Source organism: Allobosea sp. TAF32 (genome assembly GCF_052113585.1).
Taxonomy (GTDB): Bacteria; Pseudomonadota; Alphaproteobacteria; order Rhizobiales; family Beijerinckiaceae; genus Allobosea.
Genome location: NZ_JBFRDM010000005.1, coordinates 227,774 through 243,816, shown reverse-complemented (window position 1 = coordinate 243,816; position 16,043 = coordinate 227,774). Strand labels below are relative to the sequence as shown.

16 protein-coding genes and 1 tRNA gene are annotated in these 16,043 nt (G+C 66.6%); 6 read left to right on the top strand and 11 right to left on the bottom strand.

Annotated features, from left to right (window positions below):
- Positions 1–6: 6 nt before the first annotated feature.
- From AB4Z16_RS12940 to AB4Z16_RS12925, 4 genes are read right to left on the bottom strand one after another with little or no spacing between them, the layout of a single operon-like run.
- Positions 7–807, bottom strand: a complete 801-nt coding sequence (locus AB4Z16_RS12940) for an anti-sigma factor family protein (RefSeq protein ID WP_441511753.1) — start codon at positions 805–807, stop codon at positions 7–9.
- Positions 804–1,334, bottom strand: a complete 531-nt coding sequence (locus tag AB4Z16_RS12935) for a sigma-70 family RNA polymerase sigma factor (RefSeq protein ID WP_441511868.1) — start codon at positions 1,332–1,334, stop codon at positions 804–806. The genes AB4Z16_RS12940 and AB4Z16_RS12935 overlap by 4 nt, the downstream gene beginning before the upstream one ends.
- 47 nt (positions 1,335–1,381) lie before the next feature.
- Positions 1,382–1,729, bottom strand: coding sequence for a cupredoxin domain-containing protein (locus tag AB4Z16_RS12930; protein WP_441511752.1), 348 nt, complete (start codon positions 1,727–1,729; stop codon positions 1,382–1,384).
- Positions 1,730–1,761: 32 nt separating this feature from the next.
- A complete protein-coding gene (locus tag AB4Z16_RS12925; RefSeq protein ID WP_441511751.1) occupies positions 1,762–2,715 on the bottom strand; it encodes a metallophosphoesterase family protein in 954 nt (317 codons plus the stop codon).
- A 356-nt stretch (positions 2,716–3,071) separates the two neighbouring features.
- On the opposite strand from AB4Z16_RS12925, the gene AB4Z16_RS12920 reads away from it, so the two are divergent.
- On the top strand, positions 3,072–3,869 hold the full coding sequence (locus AB4Z16_RS12920; protein WP_441511750.1) for an SDR family NAD(P)-dependent oxidoreductase: 798 nt from the start codon (positions 3,072–3,074) through the stop codon (positions 3,867–3,869).
- Between the two features lie 81 nt (positions 3,870–3,950).
- Here the strand turns inward: AB4Z16_RS12920 and AB4Z16_RS12915 are convergent, their stop codons facing one another.
- Positions 3,951–5,294 carry an aminotransferase-like domain-containing protein gene (locus AB4Z16_RS12915; protein ID WP_441511749.1) on the bottom strand — a complete coding sequence of 448 codons (1,344 nt, stop codon included), beginning with the start codon at positions 5,292–5,294 and terminating at the stop codon, positions 3,951–3,953.
- Positions 5,295–5,472: 178 nt separating this feature from the next.
- Here AB4Z16_RS12915 and AB4Z16_RS12910 point away from each other — a divergent pair, with 178 nt between their 5' ends.
- The 3 genes from AB4Z16_RS12910 (at position 5,473) to AB4Z16_RS12900 (ending at position 7,142) form a co-directional block, all read left to right on the top strand.
- A complete protein-coding gene (locus tag AB4Z16_RS12910; protein WP_441511748.1) occupies positions 5,473–5,712 on the top strand; it encodes a YjiS-like domain-containing protein in 240 nt (79 codons plus the stop codon).
- Between the two features lie 73 nt (positions 5,713–5,785).
- Positions 5,786–6,544 (top strand): sulfite exporter TauE/SafE family protein, encoded by a 759-nt coding sequence (locus AB4Z16_RS12905; RefSeq protein WP_441511747.1) that lies wholly within the window; start codon positions 5,786–5,788, stop codon positions 6,542–6,544.
- Between the two features lie 148 nt (positions 6,545–6,692).
- Complete coding sequence (locus AB4Z16_RS12900) at positions 6,693–7,142, top strand: MaoC family dehydratase (protein ID WP_441511746.1); 450 nt, start codon at positions 6,693–6,695, stop codon at positions 7,140–7,142.
- Positions 7,143–7,174: 32 nt separating this feature from the next.
- Here the strand turns inward: AB4Z16_RS12900 and AB4Z16_RS12895 are convergent, their stop codons facing one another.
- The 5 genes from AB4Z16_RS12895 to AB4Z16_RS12875 all read right to left on the bottom strand — a co-directional run bounded on the left by AB4Z16_RS12895 (position 7,175) and on the right by AB4Z16_RS12875 (position 12,156).
- Positions 7,175–8,779 carry a DHA2 family efflux MFS transporter permease subunit gene (locus AB4Z16_RS12895; protein ID WP_441511745.1) on the bottom strand — a complete coding sequence of 535 codons (1,605 nt, stop codon included), beginning with the start codon at positions 8,777–8,779 and terminating at the stop codon, positions 7,175–7,177.
- A gap of 58 nt (positions 8,780–8,837) precedes the next feature.
- On the bottom strand, positions 8,838–10,043 hold the full coding sequence (locus tag AB4Z16_RS12890; RefSeq protein WP_441511744.1) for an HlyD family secretion protein: 1,206 nt from the start codon (positions 10,041–10,043) through the stop codon (positions 8,838–8,840).
- 108 nt (positions 10,044–10,151) lie between these two features.
- Complete coding sequence (locus tag AB4Z16_RS12885; protein WP_441511743.1) at positions 10,152–10,574, bottom strand: organic hydroperoxide resistance protein; 423 nt, start codon at positions 10,572–10,574, stop codon at positions 10,152–10,154.
- 131 nt (positions 10,575–10,705) lie between these two features.
- Positions 10,706–11,638 (bottom strand): LysR family transcriptional regulator, encoded by a 933-nt coding sequence (locus AB4Z16_RS12880; RefSeq protein WP_441511742.1) that lies wholly within the window; start codon positions 11,636–11,638, stop codon positions 10,706–10,708.
- A 442-nt stretch (positions 11,639–12,080) separates the two neighbouring features.
- Positions 12,081–12,156: transfer RNA gene (locus tag AB4Z16_RS12875), tRNA-Ala, on the bottom strand.
- 118 nt (positions 12,157–12,274) lie between these two features.
- Here AB4Z16_RS12875 and AB4Z16_RS12870 point away from each other — a divergent pair.
- On the top strand, positions 12,275–12,565 hold the full coding sequence (locus AB4Z16_RS12870; RefSeq protein WP_441511741.1) for a YggT family protein: 291 nt from the start codon (positions 12,275–12,277) through the stop codon (positions 12,563–12,565).
- 109 nt (positions 12,566–12,674) lie between these two features.
- Positions 12,675–14,282 carry a gamma-glutamyltransferase gene (locus AB4Z16_RS12865; protein WP_441511740.1) on the top strand — a complete coding sequence of 536 codons (1,608 nt, stop codon included), beginning with the start codon at positions 12,675–12,677 and terminating at the stop codon, positions 14,280–14,282.
- 179 nt (positions 14,283–14,461) lie between these two features.
- Here the strand turns inward: AB4Z16_RS12865 and AB4Z16_RS12860 are convergent, their stop codons facing one another.
- Positions 14,462–16,042 (bottom strand): ABC transporter substrate-binding protein, encoded by a 1,581-nt coding sequence (locus AB4Z16_RS12860; RefSeq protein WP_441511739.1) that lies wholly within the window; start codon positions 16,040–16,042, stop codon positions 14,462–14,464.
- Position 16,043: the final 1 nt, after the last annotated feature.

Genomic DNA, 16,043 nt, shown 5'->3' with positions numbered 1-16,043 from the left:
CCGGCATCAGCCCGCCGCGGCCGCGATCCGGAAACGGCTGACGAAATCCTCGAGCGTGGCGCGGTCCGTGTCCGAGATCGCCCAATAGGAAAAAGCGCCGTCGGTCCAGCGGAGCAATGAAAAGCCGCCGGCGGAACGCTCGATCGCGACCGGCGCGGATACGGTTCCGCTTTCCTGCGGCGCGGCCACGAGTGTAATCAGATGCTCCCGGTGCCTGTAGACGAGAGCCGGCACCGTTCTGTTCCCGATCACTTCGACGCGGCCCCCGAGGAGCGAAAACCCTTCCTTTGCAAGATCCGGCGCGGCCGGCGACAAACCGATCCGGCCATCGAGCCATGGCTTGACCGTGTGCCGGTCCGACGAGGCGACGTCCACCGGGCTTGCGGCGAGCAGGCTGCGGCGATGGCTGCTGGCGACCGCCTCCGCAAACCTGTCAGGCGCGCGGCGTGTGATCGTCCATTGGGTCAGCCCGCTTGCCAGAACCGCTGTGACGAGCACCGACGCCGCCATCGCGCGCCAGCCGAACGAGCCGGAGCGGGGAGCTGCCGGCCGTGCCGCCAGCGCGGCGCCAGCGCCAAGCGCGGCGATGCGGGTCCGGAATTCCTCGCGGACCTCGGGCCGAGGCAGGCTGCGAATGGCGGCCTGCGCCGCGGCGATGCGGGCGTGCTCCGCCGCAAGAGCCGGATCTTCTGCCAGGCGCCGCTCCACGGCCAGGGCCGTGGCTGCATCGAGCTCGCCATCAACCAGAGCGTGAAGCAGCAGCCGAAGATCCGCAGGTTCCAGCGGCAATTCCATGGCTCCTTTCATCGGTTGTTCCCCAGTTCCGAGATCAGCAGCCGACGCGCGCGCGACAGGCGGGACATCACCGTGCCCAGAGGCACATGGAGCATCGCCGCAATCTCTCGATAGCTGAGGTCGTTGATGTCCCGCAGCACGACAACCTCGCGAAAGGGATGCGGCAGCAGCGTGACCGCCGCCTCCAGCGCCGCAGCGTCCGCCTTGGCGATCAAGGTCGCTTCCGGCGTATCGGCCCCTGTTTCGGCGCAGGCCCCAAGGGCATCGAGATCGGCCAGATCGCCGATGGCGACGATGCGGCGCGGGTGGTTTCGCGCAAGCCAGGCATAGGACTCGTTGCGCACGATCGTCAGCAGCCAGGCTCGCGCATTGCCGCCCGCATAGCTTGCGAGCCCCTTATGCGCCTTCAGGCAGGCCTCCTGCACCACATCCTCGGCATCATCGACATTGCCGGTCAGCCAGCGGGCGAGCGCCAGGGCGTCGGCGAGATGGGGCAGGACCACCTCGCCAAAGCGTTCCGCCGAGGCTTTGTCACTCAACACCGCGGCATCGTCCGGTTCTCCGGGTACGGCTCGCCCGAGCACTCCTAGGGTGTAACGGTGATGCTACCCTGCATATGCGGGTGAAGCGCACAGAAATAGGGATATTCGCCCGATTTCGTGAAAGTGAAGGCGTAGGAATCGCCTGTGTCGAGCGCCTTGGAACGAAACGAACCATCGTTCGCGACGACGAGATGGGGAATATCGTCGTCGTTCTCGAAGGTCACGACCGTTCCGACCTTCACCGAGAGGGCCTTGGGCGCGAAGGTGAAGTTCTCGATCTTGACCTGTGAGGCTTCCGCGCCCCGGAGCGGGGTCTGCGCCATGGCGATGACGCCGAGACCGACAAGCGCGAAGCAGGCGAGCTGTCGAGGAGCAAGGCCTGTGCGGATCATGGCAGTCGTCCTTTTGTGATGCGCCACGGGGCTCAGCTTCCGGCGAGCGTGCTGTCGATGATCGCGAGTTCCTCCTTGCCCCGCTTCACCGCGACATTGGTGATGCCGAGGAGATTGCGCAGCTGGCCGGGAGGCACGGTCATCGGCCCGGGCGATGGCGCGGTTCCGGGCGCCGGCTGCGGGAAGGCGGTCGAGAGGGCGGTGTGGAAGGTAACGTTGCCCTCCACCTTCTGCATGATCTGGTGGATATGCCCGTTGAGCACGGTGACCGAGCCGAAGCGCTTGAGCAGGGCGAGCGCCTGCGCCGCATCATCGGTGCCCCAGCCCCATTCCGGATAAACCGCCCAGAGCGGAATATGGGCGAAGACGACGACGGGCGTGGAGGCGCTGACGGCCTTCAGGTCGTCTGCCAGCCAGGCCAGTTGCTCAGCGCCGAGATTGCCGAGTCCTCCGGCCTTGAGGTTCACGACATTGACCAGGCCGACGAAATGCACGCCATTCTGGTCGAAGGAATACCAGCCGGCGCCCCTGGTGCCCTTGCCATAGCGGTCGAGATAGGCGCGGCCGGTCCCCTCGTCGATGACGTCATGCTCGCCGGGCACATAATGCATGTCGAACCCCGAGCCACCGATGATCTGCGCGGCGGTGTCGAACTGCGAAGCCGTGGACAGATGGGTGATGTCCCCGGTGTGGATCATGAAGGACGGCTTCTCGGGCAGTGCCCGCGCCTTGCCGATCGCCTCCTTCAATGTGTCGACGGCATGCGGGTTGGCGGCCTTGTCGAAGCCGATATGGCTGTCCGAGATTTGCAGGAACGTGAAACCTGTGGACGCGCCTTCGGCCGCCTCGGCTTCGCCGAGCAGGCCGAGCGACACGGGCACGCCGCCCGAAACCGTCCAAAGGATCCCGGTGCCCGCCCAGATCATGCATTCGAGGGCATGACGGCGGTCAGTCGGTTCGCCATTGCTGTCGTGGTCATGGGTCATGTCGGCCTCCTGCGATGCCGCCGATGGCGGATGCTGAGAAGACCGGACGAGAAGCCCGTTTATTCCCGCGCCCGCAGCACCAGACGTTCACAGGGGCGTGATGGCATGTAGCCCGAGCGAACCGGCCGCCATCGCGCCACCACCCAAAAACCAATCATGCAGGAAACCGAAGGCCGCCCGCTCCATCGGACAGGTCAGGCGCAATCGCACCGATCGCTCTGCCTCAACCCTCTCGTTTTGAGAGGCAGGTTTTCAATCTGAATCGCTGCCGCACGACATCCGCCAACCCTAGTCTCCTCGAACGCCAGATGGCGCGAGAGCATGACGCCTCGTGGATCAACGCGGGAGATATGAGAATGTCAGATACCATGGGAACAGCGGTGGTGACCGGCGCATCTAGCGGCATCGGGGCGGTCTATGCCGACCGGCTCGCCGAGCGGGGGTACGATCTCGTCCTGGTCGCGCGCAGCGCCGACAGGCTCGCCGACGTCGCCAAGCGGATCGGCGCCAGGACCGGCCGCAAGGTGGATGTCCTGCCCGCCGATCTGGCGGACGCATCGGACCTCGCCCGCGTCGAGGCCTTCCTTCGCGAAACCCCCGACGTCACTCTCCTCGTCAACAATGCGGGTCTCGGCGGGGCGTTGACGCTGCTTGAATCCGACATCGACCAGATGACGTCGCTGATCGCGCTTAACGTCACCGCCCTCACCCGCCTCACCTATGCCGTGGTCCCGCAATTCGTCGCGCGCGGCGCGGGGGCGATCATCAACATCGCCTCGATCGTCGCCATCAACCCGGAGGTCCTGAACGGCGTCTATGGTGGCAGCAAGGCCTTCGTCCTCGCCTTCAGCCAGAACCTGCGGCACGAGCTCGCGGGGACCGGCGTCACCGTTCAGGTCGTGCTGCCGGGCGCCACCGCCACCGATTTCTGGGCGATCGCCGGGCGGCCGGTCGAGCATTTGCCGAGCGCGATCGTGATGCGCAGCGAAGACCTCGTCGATGCGGCGCTCGTCGGGCTCGATCGCGGCGAATTCGCCAGCATCCCCTCCCTTCAGGACGGCCGTCTCTTCGATGCCTACGAAGCCGCCCGGCAGGCGATGCTCGGCAAGCTGTCGACAGCCGAGCCTGCGCCTCGTTACCGGGCTGCGGCCTGACGCTTCTGCCCGCGACGAAGGGCCTCGATGTTATCGAGGCCCTTTCCTGCTGGCGAGGTGAGAGCAACGGCGAGGCTGGCCTCATTCCGTTGCGTAGAAGTCGTCCTCCCTCGCGTTCAGCATCGCCGCGAGGGTCCGCAGACCGCTATCGAGCTGATCCATCGCCGGTGCCGCCAGCGCCAGCCTGACGGCATTCGGCGCGTGGCCGGGCGTGACCGCGAAAGTGGTCGAGGGGGTCAGCGCGATGTCGCGCCGGGCTGCGGCGACGACGAAACTCTGCGAGCGCCAGTGTGGCGGCAGGGTCAGCCACAGATGATAACATTTCTCGTTGGCTTGGATCGTGAAGTCCGAGAGTCGATCGGCCGCCAGTTTTTGACGCGCCCGCGCATCGCTGCGCTTCAGCCTGACGAGCTCGGCGGCCGTGCCATCGGACATCATCCGCTGCGTGGCCGCAAATGCGAAGCCCGATGCCGTCCAGCCGCCCGAGCGCACGGCGGCGATCACGTTCTCCCGTAGACGTGGCGGCGGCACGACGAAGCCCAGCGTCAGGCCCGGCGCAACCTTCTTCGACAGGCTGTCGAGGACGATACAGGATTCCGGCGCGAGCGCCGCGAGCGGCGGCTCGTCGTCGAGGAAGCCGTAGACATGGTCCTCGATGACCGTGAGGCCGAGCTTTTCGACGACACGCAGGAGATCGGCCCGACGCACTGCGCTTATCGTCATGCCCAGCGGGTTCTGGACCGCCGGCTGGATGTAGATGGCCGAGAGATGGGCCTCGCGATGTGCCTTCTCCACGGCATCGGGCCGGACGCCGCCATCGTCCATGGCCAGCGGCACCAGCGAAATGCCGAGCCGGGCGGCGGCGCCCTTGATGAACGGATAGGTCAGCGCCTCCACGCCGCAGCGTCCGCCCGTCGGCACGGTCGCGGCGAGCGCGGCGGCTATGGCCTGGCGCCCATTGCCGGTGAAGACGAATTCCTCGGCGGACGGCGTCCAGCCGGCCTGCGAGAGATAGCTCGCTGCGATTCTCCGAGCCGCCGGGCTTCCGATGCTGGTGCCCTGCTTCAGGGCGGCATCGAGAGCTGCCGGCTGGTCGAGGCCGGTCAGGCTTTTCGCGATGAGCGCGGTCTGGTCGGAAAGCAGGGGATAGTTGAATTCGAGATCGATCCGGATGCCGCGCGGCTCGCCCGGCGCAGTCGCGCCGCGCCTGGCCTCGCCCGAGATGAACGTCCCTCTGCCGACTTCGCCGACCACGAGCCCGCGGCGCAGCAACTCGCCATAGACCCGGCTCGCCGTCGAGACCGCGATGTTGCGCTCATAGGCGAAACTGCGCTGCGGCGGCAGGCGATCGCCCGGCCTGAGCCGACCTTCCGCGATCTCCGCGGCAATCGTGTCGGCAAGCTTCAGATAATCCAGCCTCGACATTATTGCACCGAGAGCAATGTTTCGATTGCTCCGACTATATCATCGGATCATTCTCTCCGCATCAACAGATTGCACCGGGAAGCGGCGTTGATCTCGCCGATCGATGCGCAGGCGGCCTGACCCGGGCGCCTGGGTGCGCGGGGCCGCTTTGCCCGGAGTAAGTAGCAGGAGATTGGACATGGCTATGCTCCTTTCCGCGATCGACCGGCCTGACGTGACCGACGGCTCCGGCCGCGCTTTCCGGCTGTTCGAGGTCTGCCGCCGCGGCATCGAACGCTATTTCGCCCGCCGCGAGGCCCTCGCGCGGCTTCGCGAGTTCAGCGATTCCGAGCTGCTCGACATCGGCCTCACCCGCGGCCAGATCGAGCCTGCGATCCGCGGCCTCGACATCTCCATTCCCGATTGGCCGCGGAGGTGACGATGCCCATCCTCATGTCCCGGAATGCGTGCGTCGGCGCTCGCCGGCGCGCGACCGATGCGGAGGCTGCGACATGGAACTGACGCTCGCCACCGTTCTGGTCGCCTTTGCCGGCGTTTTCCTGATCAGCTTCATGAGAGGCGCCTTCGGTGGCGGCTTCGCCATCGTCGGCATTCCGCTCCTGTCGACGGTGATGGATCCGGTCACCGCAGGCGGCCTGCTTGCGCCCCTGTTCATCGCGATGGACCTTTACGCGTTGCGGTACTGGAAGCCCTCGACCTGGTCGAGGCCGGATCTCAGGCTGCTCCTGCCGGGACTCGTGACCGGCGTCGGATTCGGCTATCTGCTGTTCCGCGCCCTCGATCATCGGGCCATCGCGATCATGATGGCCGCAATCACGCTGGTCTTCGTCGGGCTTTGGCTCCTGCGGGGCGGAGAAGTCACACACCGGCCTCGCTCCACGCCCAAGGCGATCGCCGCCGGCCTCACCTCCGGCGTCACCACGATGGTGGCGCATTCGGGCGGTCCGCCTCTGGCGATGTATCTGCTGCCTCTCGGCCTTACCAAGGAGATCTATGCGGGCACGACGAGTTTGTTCTTCACTGTCGGGAACGCCACCAAGCTGGTGCCGTGGCTGCTGCTGGTGCAGCCGGCGGCCGGCACCTGGATGCTGATGGCGATCTGCCTGTTCGCCATCCCCGCGGGCGTGTGGTCGGGCTGGCGGCTGCATGGCGCATTGGATCAGCGCCAGGTCTACCGCGCCTGTTATGCTCTGCTGGCCGTGACGGCCTTGAAGCTCTTGTGGGACGGCGTCTCCGGCTACCTCGCCTGAGCGGTCGCCTCATCCATTTTCCGGCGCGGCGCCCCGCAAGGTGCGTCGCGCTGGTGATTGCCCGTATGCTGACGCAAGCTGCCTGCCGGGTGCAGGGTCGGCAGCGCTGCGGCCTTTGGACGGGCGACATGGCATGGGAGGGCGCGACGTGAAGCAGTTCTATCTCGACGATCTCGAACCCGGGCAGACCTTCGTCAGCGCTTCCCATGAGCTCGACGAGGAGCAGATCAAGGCCTTCGCCAGGGCGTTCGATCCCCAGCCCTTCCATCTCGACGGGCAGGCCGCCGAGAAGACGCTGTTCGGCGGCCTCGCGGCCAGCGGCTGGCACACAGCCGCGATCACCATGCGGCTGAATGTCGAGTCGGGCCTGCCGCTCGCCAATGGCATCATCGGCGCGGGCGGGGAGATCCAATGGCCGGCTCCGACGCGGCCGGGCGACATCCTCCATGTCGAAAGCGAGGTGAAAAACGTCGTCCCCTCCCGTTCGCGCCCCGATCGCGCCATCGCCACCATCGTCAGCAGGACGCTCAACCAGCGCGGCGAGGTTCTGCAGATCCTCACCGCCCGACTGGTTGTGTATCGCAGGCCGGCGGGCTGAACAGCCGCTTTCGCCGGCCCGCCGCAGGGCGGTCAATGCGCGCCCCCGCCTCCGCCGCCGAGGTCGACCTTCCGCGTGAAAAGCAGCGCGACGGCCGCCAGCGCGAGCACCACGCCGATCACCGCGAAGGTGTCGCTGAAGCCGAGAATGAGCGCCTGGCGGTGCACGCTCGCGCCGATCGCGGCAATCGCCTTCTGCTTAGCGAGCGCGATATCGCTCACGCCATGCGCCACGAAATACTGCGTCAGATGGTCGATCCTGTCGCGCACCTCCTCGCGATAGAGCGTGACGGACTGGCCGATGATGTTGGAGTGAAACTGCTCGCGCTTGCTGAGCACGGTTCCCAGCGTCGCCGTGCCGACCGCGCCGCCGAGATTGCGCAGCATGTTCGAGAGGCCTGACGCCGCGGCCGCCTCGCCGGGCGCGATGCCCGCGGTGGTGATGAGCGTGATCGGCGTCAGCACCAGCGCCTGACCGACGGCGCGCACGATATTGGGCACGAAAAACTGATCGCCGGCACTGTCGAGCGACAGGGTGACGTTCATGAAGCAGCTTGCAGCAAAGATGCTGATACCGACGAAGCCGACCTGGCGCGCGCCGAACCGCTTCATCAGGAGCGGGACGAGCAGGATGATGAGCAGTTGCGGCAGGCCGGTCCAGGCCAGCACGAGGCCGATCTGCTGGGCATTGTAGCGCTGCACCTGGCCGAGATACTGCGGCAGGATGTAGACGGTGCCGAAGAGCGCGACGCCGACCAGCACATTGACCAAAACGCCGATGCCGAAATTGCGCTGCTTCAGGAGGCGAAGCTGCACCAGGGGCTTCGCGACGGTCAGTTCGATGACGATGAAGGCGGCCAGGAAGATCGCCGCGATGACCGCTAGCTTGACGATGAAGGGGGACTGGAACCAATCGTCCTTATTGCCTTCCTCGAGCACGGTCTGCAGCGCCGAGAGACCGATCGCCATGGTAACGATGCCCACCCAATCGCCCTCGCGGAGCAAAGCGAGCTGCATCGGCTTCTTCTCCAGCGTGAAGAAGAGCGCGACGGCCATGGCGATGCTGGGCGGCGCATTGACGAAGAATATCGACTGCCAGCCATAGTTCTCGGTCAGGTAGCCGCCGATGGTCGGGCCGATCGCGGGCGCGAAGGTGACCGACAGCGCGAAGAGCGCGAGCCCGAAAGGCTGCTGCGGCTTGGGCAGCTTGGTCAGCACCATGGTGAAGGCCATCGGGATCAGCACGCCGCCCGCAATACCCTGCAGGCCGCGCAGCACGATCATCGTGCCGAGATCATGGGCGAAGGCGCAGGCTGCCGAAAAGATCGGGAACAGGATGGCGTTGGCCAGGATGTAGCGGCGGAACGAAAAGACGCGGCTCAGATAGTCGGTGAGCGGGATCACCACGATCTCGCCGATGAGATAGGAGGTCGAGATCCAGGCGCCGTTATCGACGCCGGTACCGATGCCCCCTTCGATGTCGAGAAGCGAGGCATTGGTGATCTGGATGTTGAGGATCGCCATGAAGGCGCCGATCATGCCGGCGCCCACCGCGATCCAGGCGGCGGAGCTGGCCTTCTCGGGCGAGGCTGCCGCCGTAGCGGTATCGCGAGAGGCGGGTGAAATCGTCGGTGTCATGGTGGGCATCATTCCCTCCTGCCGTGTCCCGGCTGGGAAGACGGGCGTCTGGACGCACTCACTCGATGCTCATTGAAGCCGTTGCCGCCTTGGTCGCCGCGAACCTCGTGTCGATCGTCGGATAGACAGACATGCCCGTTCGCAGCACGACGGGCAGCGCTCCTGCGTGGTCGAGCACGATCTTCACGGGGATGCGCTGCACCACCTTCGTGAAATTGCCGGTGGCGTTGTCGGGCGGCAGCAGCGCAAATTCCTGGCCGCTGGCGGGCGAGAGGCTGTCGACATGGCCCTGGAAGACCCGGCCGGGGAAAGTGTCGATTGCGATCGTCACCTTCTGTCCGGCCTGGACCCCGGCGAGTTGCGTCTCCTTGTAATTGGCCACGATATAGGCGGCCTCCGTCGGCACGACGGCCATGAGCTGCGTCCCTGCCTGGACATATTGGCCGACGCGCAAGGTGCGGTTGCCGACGACGCCGTCGACCGGCGCGACGAGCGCCGTGTAGGACAGGTTCAGCTCGGCCTGATCCTGCGCGGCCCTGGCGCTGTCGAGTGCCGCCTGTGCCTGGGCGAGCTCGGCCTTGATCACGTCGAGCTGGGTGGTCGCGCTGGCGAGGGCTGCCATGTCGCGCGTCACCGCCGCACGGGCCACGCCGATGCGCGAAGTCGCGAGCTGCGTGTTCTGGATGCTGCCGTAGCCGGTCTTCGCCAATTGGGCGTAGCGCTGGTCGTCCTGCTCGGCGAAGGTCTGGGTGGCCTTGTCGGCTTCCAGCGTCGCCTTCGCGGCGTCGATTGCGGAGAACTGGGCGGTGAGCGCGGCGTGCTTGTTGGCGATGTTGGCTTGTGCCGCCTCGACCTGCGCGCTGGCCTGTGCCAGGCTGACCTTGAAGTCGCGGTCGTCGATGCGGGCGAGGAGCTGCCCAGCCCGCACCGCCTCGTTGTCGCGTACCAGCACGGCCGCGACATAGCCGGAGATCTTCGGTGCGATCGTCGTGCTGTCGGCCTTCACATAGGCATCGTCCGTGGAGACCTCGAAACGCCCCGTCGTCCAGTAGCGCCAGCCGAAATCGGCCGTGCCCGCCAGGGCGGCGAGCGCGACGCCCGCGAACAGAAGCGGCCGCAGCCGGCGCTGGCGGGCCGGCTGCGGTGTCTCGTCCGGTGCGGTGTGCGCCGGGGGAACCGGCTCCTGCGGCATCTTCATGCCGGGCGCGGCTTCGCCCGCGGGAAGCGGCCTCTCGATTGCGAAAACCGTCTGGTGTTGGCTCATGGCCCGGCCCTTTCAGATTGGCGAATGCGGAAAATCGGGTCGCGGCCCTCTTCCGCCCCTGACGTGTCGGAGGCGGAAGTTGTCGGGGGCCGCGAACCCCGGCTTGACCTACGCAGCGACCGCGAGTGCGACGCTCGCGTCGATTCCGTTGCGGGTCATCTTCGAATACGGGCAGGTCGCATGGGCGCGGTCGACGAGCTGCTGCGCGACGTCCTCGGCAAGGCCGGGGATGGTGACGTTCAGCCGGGCAGCCAGGAAGTAACCCTCTGCGTCGTCGAGCGAGAGCTTCACCTCGGCATCAACTGCGGTCTCGGGCGGAAGCCTGACGCCCAGCTCCCTGGCTGCATGCCCGAGCGCACCTTCGAAGCAGGCGGACCAGCCGGCCGCGAAGAGCTGCTCGGGGTTGGTGCCGGGCCGGTTGGAGCCGGGCACCGACAGCTTGACGTCGAGCTGGCCGTCCGAGCTCTTGGCCCAGCCCTCGCGGCCTCCGACGGTGTGGACATGGGCGGCGAAGAGAGTCTTGGCAGACATGTTGAAGTCTCCTGTTCCGGTATTCGGGGTGCCCGATACCTAGTGGAGACCTCGGTTCGCCTGCAGACGGTCAAATCGATAGGCAGGCTCTCAGGGGCCGATATGCGCCGGCCGATGCCGATGGAAGGCTACTATTCCCGCGCCTGGTCCTCCGCGGTGCCGCATGCCGCGAGATCCTTCAAGGCACGTCTCAGCCGTGGCGCCATCCAGTCGATGAACACGCGCACTTTCAGCGGCAGCAGCCCCTGGCGGGCATAGATGAGGTGTACCGGGAAAGACTGGCTCTCATAAGTCTTGAACAGGGCGACCAGGGCGCCCGACTGCACCTGCCTGGCGACCTGATATTGCGGGGCGCGGATGATTCCGACCCCATGCAGGGCAGCCGTGACGGTCGCCGCCGCCGTGTTCGCGCGCATCCGGATGTTCGGCTTGCCTTCAAGCCTCTGGCCGTCTTGCTGGTAGATCCAGCCCGGCTCGACGATCTGCCCGAAAACGACGCCGTCATGACCATCGAGTTCCTCCGGGCTCGACGGATGGCCCTTGCGCGCCAGATAGGCCGGGCTGGCGCAGGTCACGAAGCCGAACGCGCCGACCTTCACCGCATGAAGCGAACTATCGGCGAGCTCGCCGAGCCGGATGCCGATGTCGACATGCTCGTCAACGAGGCTCACGACACGATCGACGGACAGCACGTTCAGCGCGATCTCCGGGTGCTCGCACAGGAAGTCATAGGCGAGCGGCAGCACATGATCGTGCCCGAATGCGATCGGCACCGTGATCGTCAGGACGCCTCGGGGCTTGTCATATTCACCCGAGGCACGCAGTTCCGCATCCTCGATCTGCGCCTTGATCTGGCGCGCCGCATCGACATAGTCGCGGCCTGCGTCGGTGAGCTGGATGTTGCGGCTTGTCCGGACGAGAAGGCGCGTGCCGAGATGGCGCTCGAGCTCTGCGACTTTGCGGCTGACGCTTGGCAACGGCGCGTTCAGCTTGCGGCTGCCCGCCGACAAGCTGCCGGCGTCGACCACCGCGAGCAGGATCTGCATGGCATCGAAGCGGTCCACGAGATACGACCCTGTTCTCTGACGCCGCTGCGACGGCGCATTCGCATCAATTCGGCCTCGTCCCATTGCATGGCCGACCTCAGTCTAACGTCTGGTCGCCGCGGCGGCCATGGCGGCCGCCGGCTGGGGAGAAGCTCAGGGAGGCTAAGTCCAGCCGCCTTTTGCCGACGAGCGCCGCGGTGCAGCCCTCCGCAGCGAACATCCCAAGCAGATGCGCGCGAAACATGGAAACGCTGCATCATCGGCGTTGGACCGAAATCCTGAGCGGCCGGCTTGCCTGGCCAGTGGCTGCGGGCCGCGGCTGCCGGCAAAGGGGCGATCCCCGGTAGGCTCCGGGGCTCATCGCGATCTTTTGGCACGCCCAGGGTATCGCCAGGAGCAAGACGAAGCCATGGCCTCAACTAAGTCGTTGAATCTGCCAAGTTGTTTTTAAGGATGGCCTTGGTGGAGCTGAGGGGATTCGAACCCCTGACCTCTGCAGTGCGATTGCAGCGCTCTCCCATCTGAGCTACAGCCCCAAGGCGCTGGCCTTCTAGGCCGTGCGCCGCGTGGATGTCAATCACTTCCGCCATCTGATTTGGCGCGAGCAGGGGATATTCCGCGAACCCTCTCCAGTCAGGCTAAAAGGGAAGATCGATGCGCGCCGTTCTAGACGTGGTTCTGCTCGCTCTGCAGATCTATGTGTGGCTTCTGATCGCCTCGGCGGTGCTGAGCTGGCTGATCGCCTTCAATGTCATCAACACGCGCAACCAGTTCGTCTCCACCGTCTGGGATTCGCTCTATCGCGTCACCGAACCGGCCCTGCGCCCGATCCGCAACATGCTGCCCAATCTCGGCGGCATCGATATCTCGCCGATCATTCTGCTGCTGATCATCTACTTCATCCAGAGCGTCATCGTCCGCTACATCTACCCCAACGTGTTCTGACGGCGTCCGTCCTGCATGCGGCGCGGCTCTCCGGCCGCGACGACGCATTCGACGTTGCCGTGAGCCGTATGCAGTATGGCGGCCTCTGCAATCGCCCGAGGTCGCCAGCATGGCCGCAGCCGCCCGCCCCTTTCGCAGCCAGAACTGGCTTCTGACCAAGCCTGCCGCCCGCGGCAAGCACGGTATCGTCGTCTCGCAGAGCCGCGAGGCCGCCGAAGCGGGAACCGCGATCCTGGAGCAGGGCGGAAACGCCGCCGACGCCGCAGTCGCGGCATGCTTCGCGCTGGCCGCGGTAGAGCCCTGGAACAGCGGCCTGGGCGGCATCGGCTTCGCGGTCGTGCTCAAGGCAGGCGAGAGCCGGGCGCAGGTCGTCGATTTCGGGCCGGTCGCCCCGCGCCGCGCCGATCCTGCCGATTACCCGCTTACGGGCGAGATGAAGAAGGACCTCTTCACCTGGCCCGAGGTCGTCGGCGACCGCAACATCCACGGGCCCCTCTCCTTCGTCACGCCCTCCTCCGTCGCGGGCTATGCGAAGCTCAAGGAAGCCTTCGGCTCAAAGCTGCCGCTCGCGGACATCCTCGCACCGGCCATCGCGCTCGCTAGGCGCGGCCTGCCGGCCGATTGGTACACCACGCTGAAGATCGCCTCCTCGGCTTCGGTCCTGCGGCTCTATGAGGAGAGCGCGCGAATCTATCTGCCCGGCGGACTGCCGCCCGTGCCGCCCTACCAGGGCACGCCCGGTTTCATGACCCTGGGCCGGCTGCCCGGCACGCTCGAGCGGCTGGCCGAGGCCGGCCTCGACGACTTCTACCGTGGCGACGTCGCCCGCCGTCTTGCGGCCGATATCGCAGCGGCTGGCGGCGTCGTGGACGAACAGGATCTCGCCGGCTGCGTCGCACAGCTGCGTCCCGCGCCGACGATCGACTGGCGCGGCAGCCACCTCGTCCACACCGCCGGCGGCCTCACTGCCGCTCCGACGCTGGAGCGCGTCATCGCCGGCATGACCGATGCGCCGATCGACGGCGAAGGTCCCACGGCCAGTTGGTTCGCCCAGCTTTCGCGCGTCATGCGGCAGGCCTATCGCGAACGCCTCGACGGCCTCGGCGCCGCGACCGCCGCGAAGGAGCCGGGCGACACCTGTACAACCCACCTCACCGTGGTCGATGGCGAAGGCAATCTCGTCACCGTCACCACCACCCTGCTTTCCTCGATGGGCAGCCGCGTCGTGCTGCCCTCGACCGGCGTGCTGATGAACAACGGCATGATGTGGTTCGACCCGCGGCCGGGCAGCGCCAACGCGATCGCTCCCGGCGCTCGCCCGCTCTGCAACATGTGCCCGGTCGTGGTGACGCCGCGGGATGGCGGCTGGCCGCGCCTGGCGGCCGGCTCCTCGGGCGGGCGGCGCATCCTCGCCAGCGTCTACCAGACCCTGGCCTGGCAGCTCGATTTCGGCATGGGGACCGAGGAAACGGCGCATCAGCCGCGCATCGACGTCTCCGGCCCGGATTCCGCCACTGCCGATCTGCGGCTGCCGGCCGAGGCGCTGGCCGCTCTGGAACAGGTTGGCCCGACGACGCTGGCCGAACACGCTGTCATGCCGATCAACTTCGCCTGCCCGAACTTCATCCGCGTCGACCGCGACGGCGCGGAGGGGTCGAGCGACGCCGCCTCGCCGTGGTCTGCCGCTGTCGCTGCCCGGCACTCATCGGAAGATTAAGGGGCGGGATTACTCCCGCTCCCTGCAATCAACCCCGTGGAGATTGTTTGGCGACGCGCTGCGGGGGAGTCGAATGGCGGTGTTTTCGAGAACCGGAGCGGAGCGTACATCAGTACGCGAGCACCGGAAGCGCAGAAAACGCCGTCAGTCGACCGCCGCAGCAGCGTTGACGTGCGGTCTCAGACCCGCTTCAGCCCCCAGGGATAGGGCGCCGAGCCCGGCAGCATGCCGGTCAGGTTCTTGCGATAGGCCGTGCGGATCACGAACTGGCCGAGCGGAATGGTCGCGCACTCCTCCAGCGCCAGCCGGCCGAGTTCGGCAGCCACCTTCTTCTGGGCGGCTTCGTCGGGCGCGTAGAGCCATTGCTCGGCCAAGCCCTCGGCCTTGTCGCTCGTCCACCAGCCGAACCAGCCCTTCTCGCCCTGGCCGCGCACGAGGTTGGACAGCGCCGGATTGCCCCAACCGACGGCCGAGCCGGTGGTGTGGAAGATGCTCCACCCGCCCTTCTCGACAGGCTCGCGGCTGTTGCGGCGCTGGATCACCGTGCCCCAGTCGCTCGCCGCCATCTCGACATTCATCCCGAGCTGCTTGAGCAGCTCGTAGGTCACTTCGCCGAGAGGGCCGATATCGGGGAAGTCGGTCGGGTTGATGATGACGACCTTCTCGCCCTTGTAACCGGATTCCTTGAGGGCGGCCTTGGCCTTCTCTATGCTGCCCGGCATCAGGTCTTCCTGCTCGCCGGTATAGTACGGCGTGCCACGCCACCAGAGATTGCGGCAGACCTGCCACATCGAGGTGTCGTCGCCCTGGGCGGCGCGCATGTAATCCTCCTGCTTCACCGCCATGCGGACGGCGGCACGCACCTTCGGATTGTTGAAGGGGGGCTGGAGATGGTTGAGCCGGATGATGGCGCCGCGGCCGGCCTTGTCGATGACCTCGCGCTTGATGTCCGGGCTCTGGGCCAGCATCGGCTGCAGGTCGGCGAGCGGGCGCTCCCACCAGTCGACTTCGCCGGTGGTCAGCGCCGCCGCTGCCGTCGCCGGGTCGGGCAGGATGTGCCATTCGATCCGCTTGAAGTTCGCGACCTTGCCGCCGGCATTGCGGCTCGGCGGTTCGCTGCGCGGCTTGTAACCGTCGAATTTCTCATAGACCGCGCGGCTGCCGGTGACGAATTCGCCGGCGACGAACTTGTAGGGGCCGGAGCCGGTCATCTCCGTCACCTGCTTGGTCGCGTCGGTCTGCGCCAGACGTTCCGGCATGATGAAGGGCGGATTGTCCGCTTTCGAGAGCAGGTCGAGCATCATCGGGAAGGGCCGGGTCAGCTTGATCTCGATGGTGCGCTCGTCCGGAGCGTTCCAGACTTCGACCACCTTGGCGAGCAACTGCCCGTAGGGATCGCGCTGGCACCAGCGCTTCATGCTCTGGATGCAGTCGGCCGGCTTCACCGGCGCGCCGTCATGGAACGCGAGGCCCTCGCGCAGGCGGATGCGCCAGGTCTTGCCGTCGGCCGAGACCTCATGCCCCTCGGCCATCTGCGGCTGCGGCTTCAGGTCCTCGTCGCCGCCATAGAGCGTGTCGAAGACGTAATAACCGTGGTTGTTGGTCACGGTCGCCGTCGTCCAGATCGGGTCGAGCGCTGTCAGGTTCGCCTGAGGCACGAACTTGAGAACCGCGGCGCTCTGCGCGGCAGCAGTGCGTATCAGGCTCGGGCCGGCAATGGCGAGAGCCGCCGTTCCGGTGAGAAAATCGCGACGTTTCATT

Excerpts from the sequence above, each read along its gene's own strand:
- AB4Z16_RS12940 (WP_441511753.1), bottom strand. The coding sequence starts at position 807 with ATGAAAGGAGCCATGGAATTGCCGCTGGAACCTGCGGATCTTCGGCTG.
- AB4Z16_RS12930 (WP_441511752.1), bottom strand. The coding sequence starts at position 1,729 with ATGATCCGCACAGGCCTTGCTCCTCGACAGCTCGCCTGCTTCGCGCTT.
- AB4Z16_RS12925 (WP_441511751.1), bottom strand. The coding sequence starts at position 2,715 with ATGACCCATGACCACGACAGCAATGGCGAACCGACTGACCGCCGTCAT.
- AB4Z16_RS12920 (WP_441511750.1), top strand. The coding sequence starts at position 3,072 with ATGTCAGATACCATGGGAACAGCGGTGGTGACCGGCGCATCTAGCGGC.
- AB4Z16_RS12915 (WP_441511749.1), bottom strand. The coding sequence starts at position 5,294 with ATGTCGAGGCTGGATTATCTGAAGCTTGCCGACACGATTGCCGCGGAG.
- AB4Z16_RS12910 (WP_441511748.1), top strand. The coding sequence starts at position 5,473 with ATGGCTATGCTCCTTTCCGCGATCGACCGGCCTGACGTGACCGACGGC.
- AB4Z16_RS12905 (WP_441511747.1), top strand. The coding sequence starts at position 5,786 with ATGGAACTGACGCTCGCCACCGTTCTGGTCGCCTTTGCCGGCGTTTTC.
- AB4Z16_RS12895 (WP_441511745.1), bottom strand. The coding sequence starts at position 8,779 with ATGACACCGACGATTTCACCCGCCTCTCGCGATACCGCTACGGCGGCA.
- AB4Z16_RS12890 (WP_441511744.1), bottom strand. The coding sequence starts at position 10,043 with ATGAGCCAACACCAGACGGTTTTCGCAATCGAGAGGCCGCTTCCCGCG.
- AB4Z16_RS12885 (WP_441511743.1), bottom strand. The coding sequence starts at position 10,574 with ATGTCTGCCAAGACTCTCTTCGCCGCCCATGTCCACACCGTCGGAGGC.
- AB4Z16_RS12870 (WP_441511741.1), top strand. The coding sequence starts at position 12,275 with ATGCGCGCCGTTCTAGACGTGGTTCTGCTCGCTCTGCAGATCTATGTG.
- AB4Z16_RS12865 (WP_441511740.1), top strand. The coding sequence starts at position 12,675 with ATGGCCGCAGCCGCCCGCCCCTTTCGCAGCCAGAACTGGCTTCTGACC.
- AB4Z16_RS12860 (WP_441511739.1), bottom strand. The coding sequence starts at position 16,042 with ATGAAACGTCGCGATTTTCTCACCGGAACGGCGGCTCTCGCCATTGCC.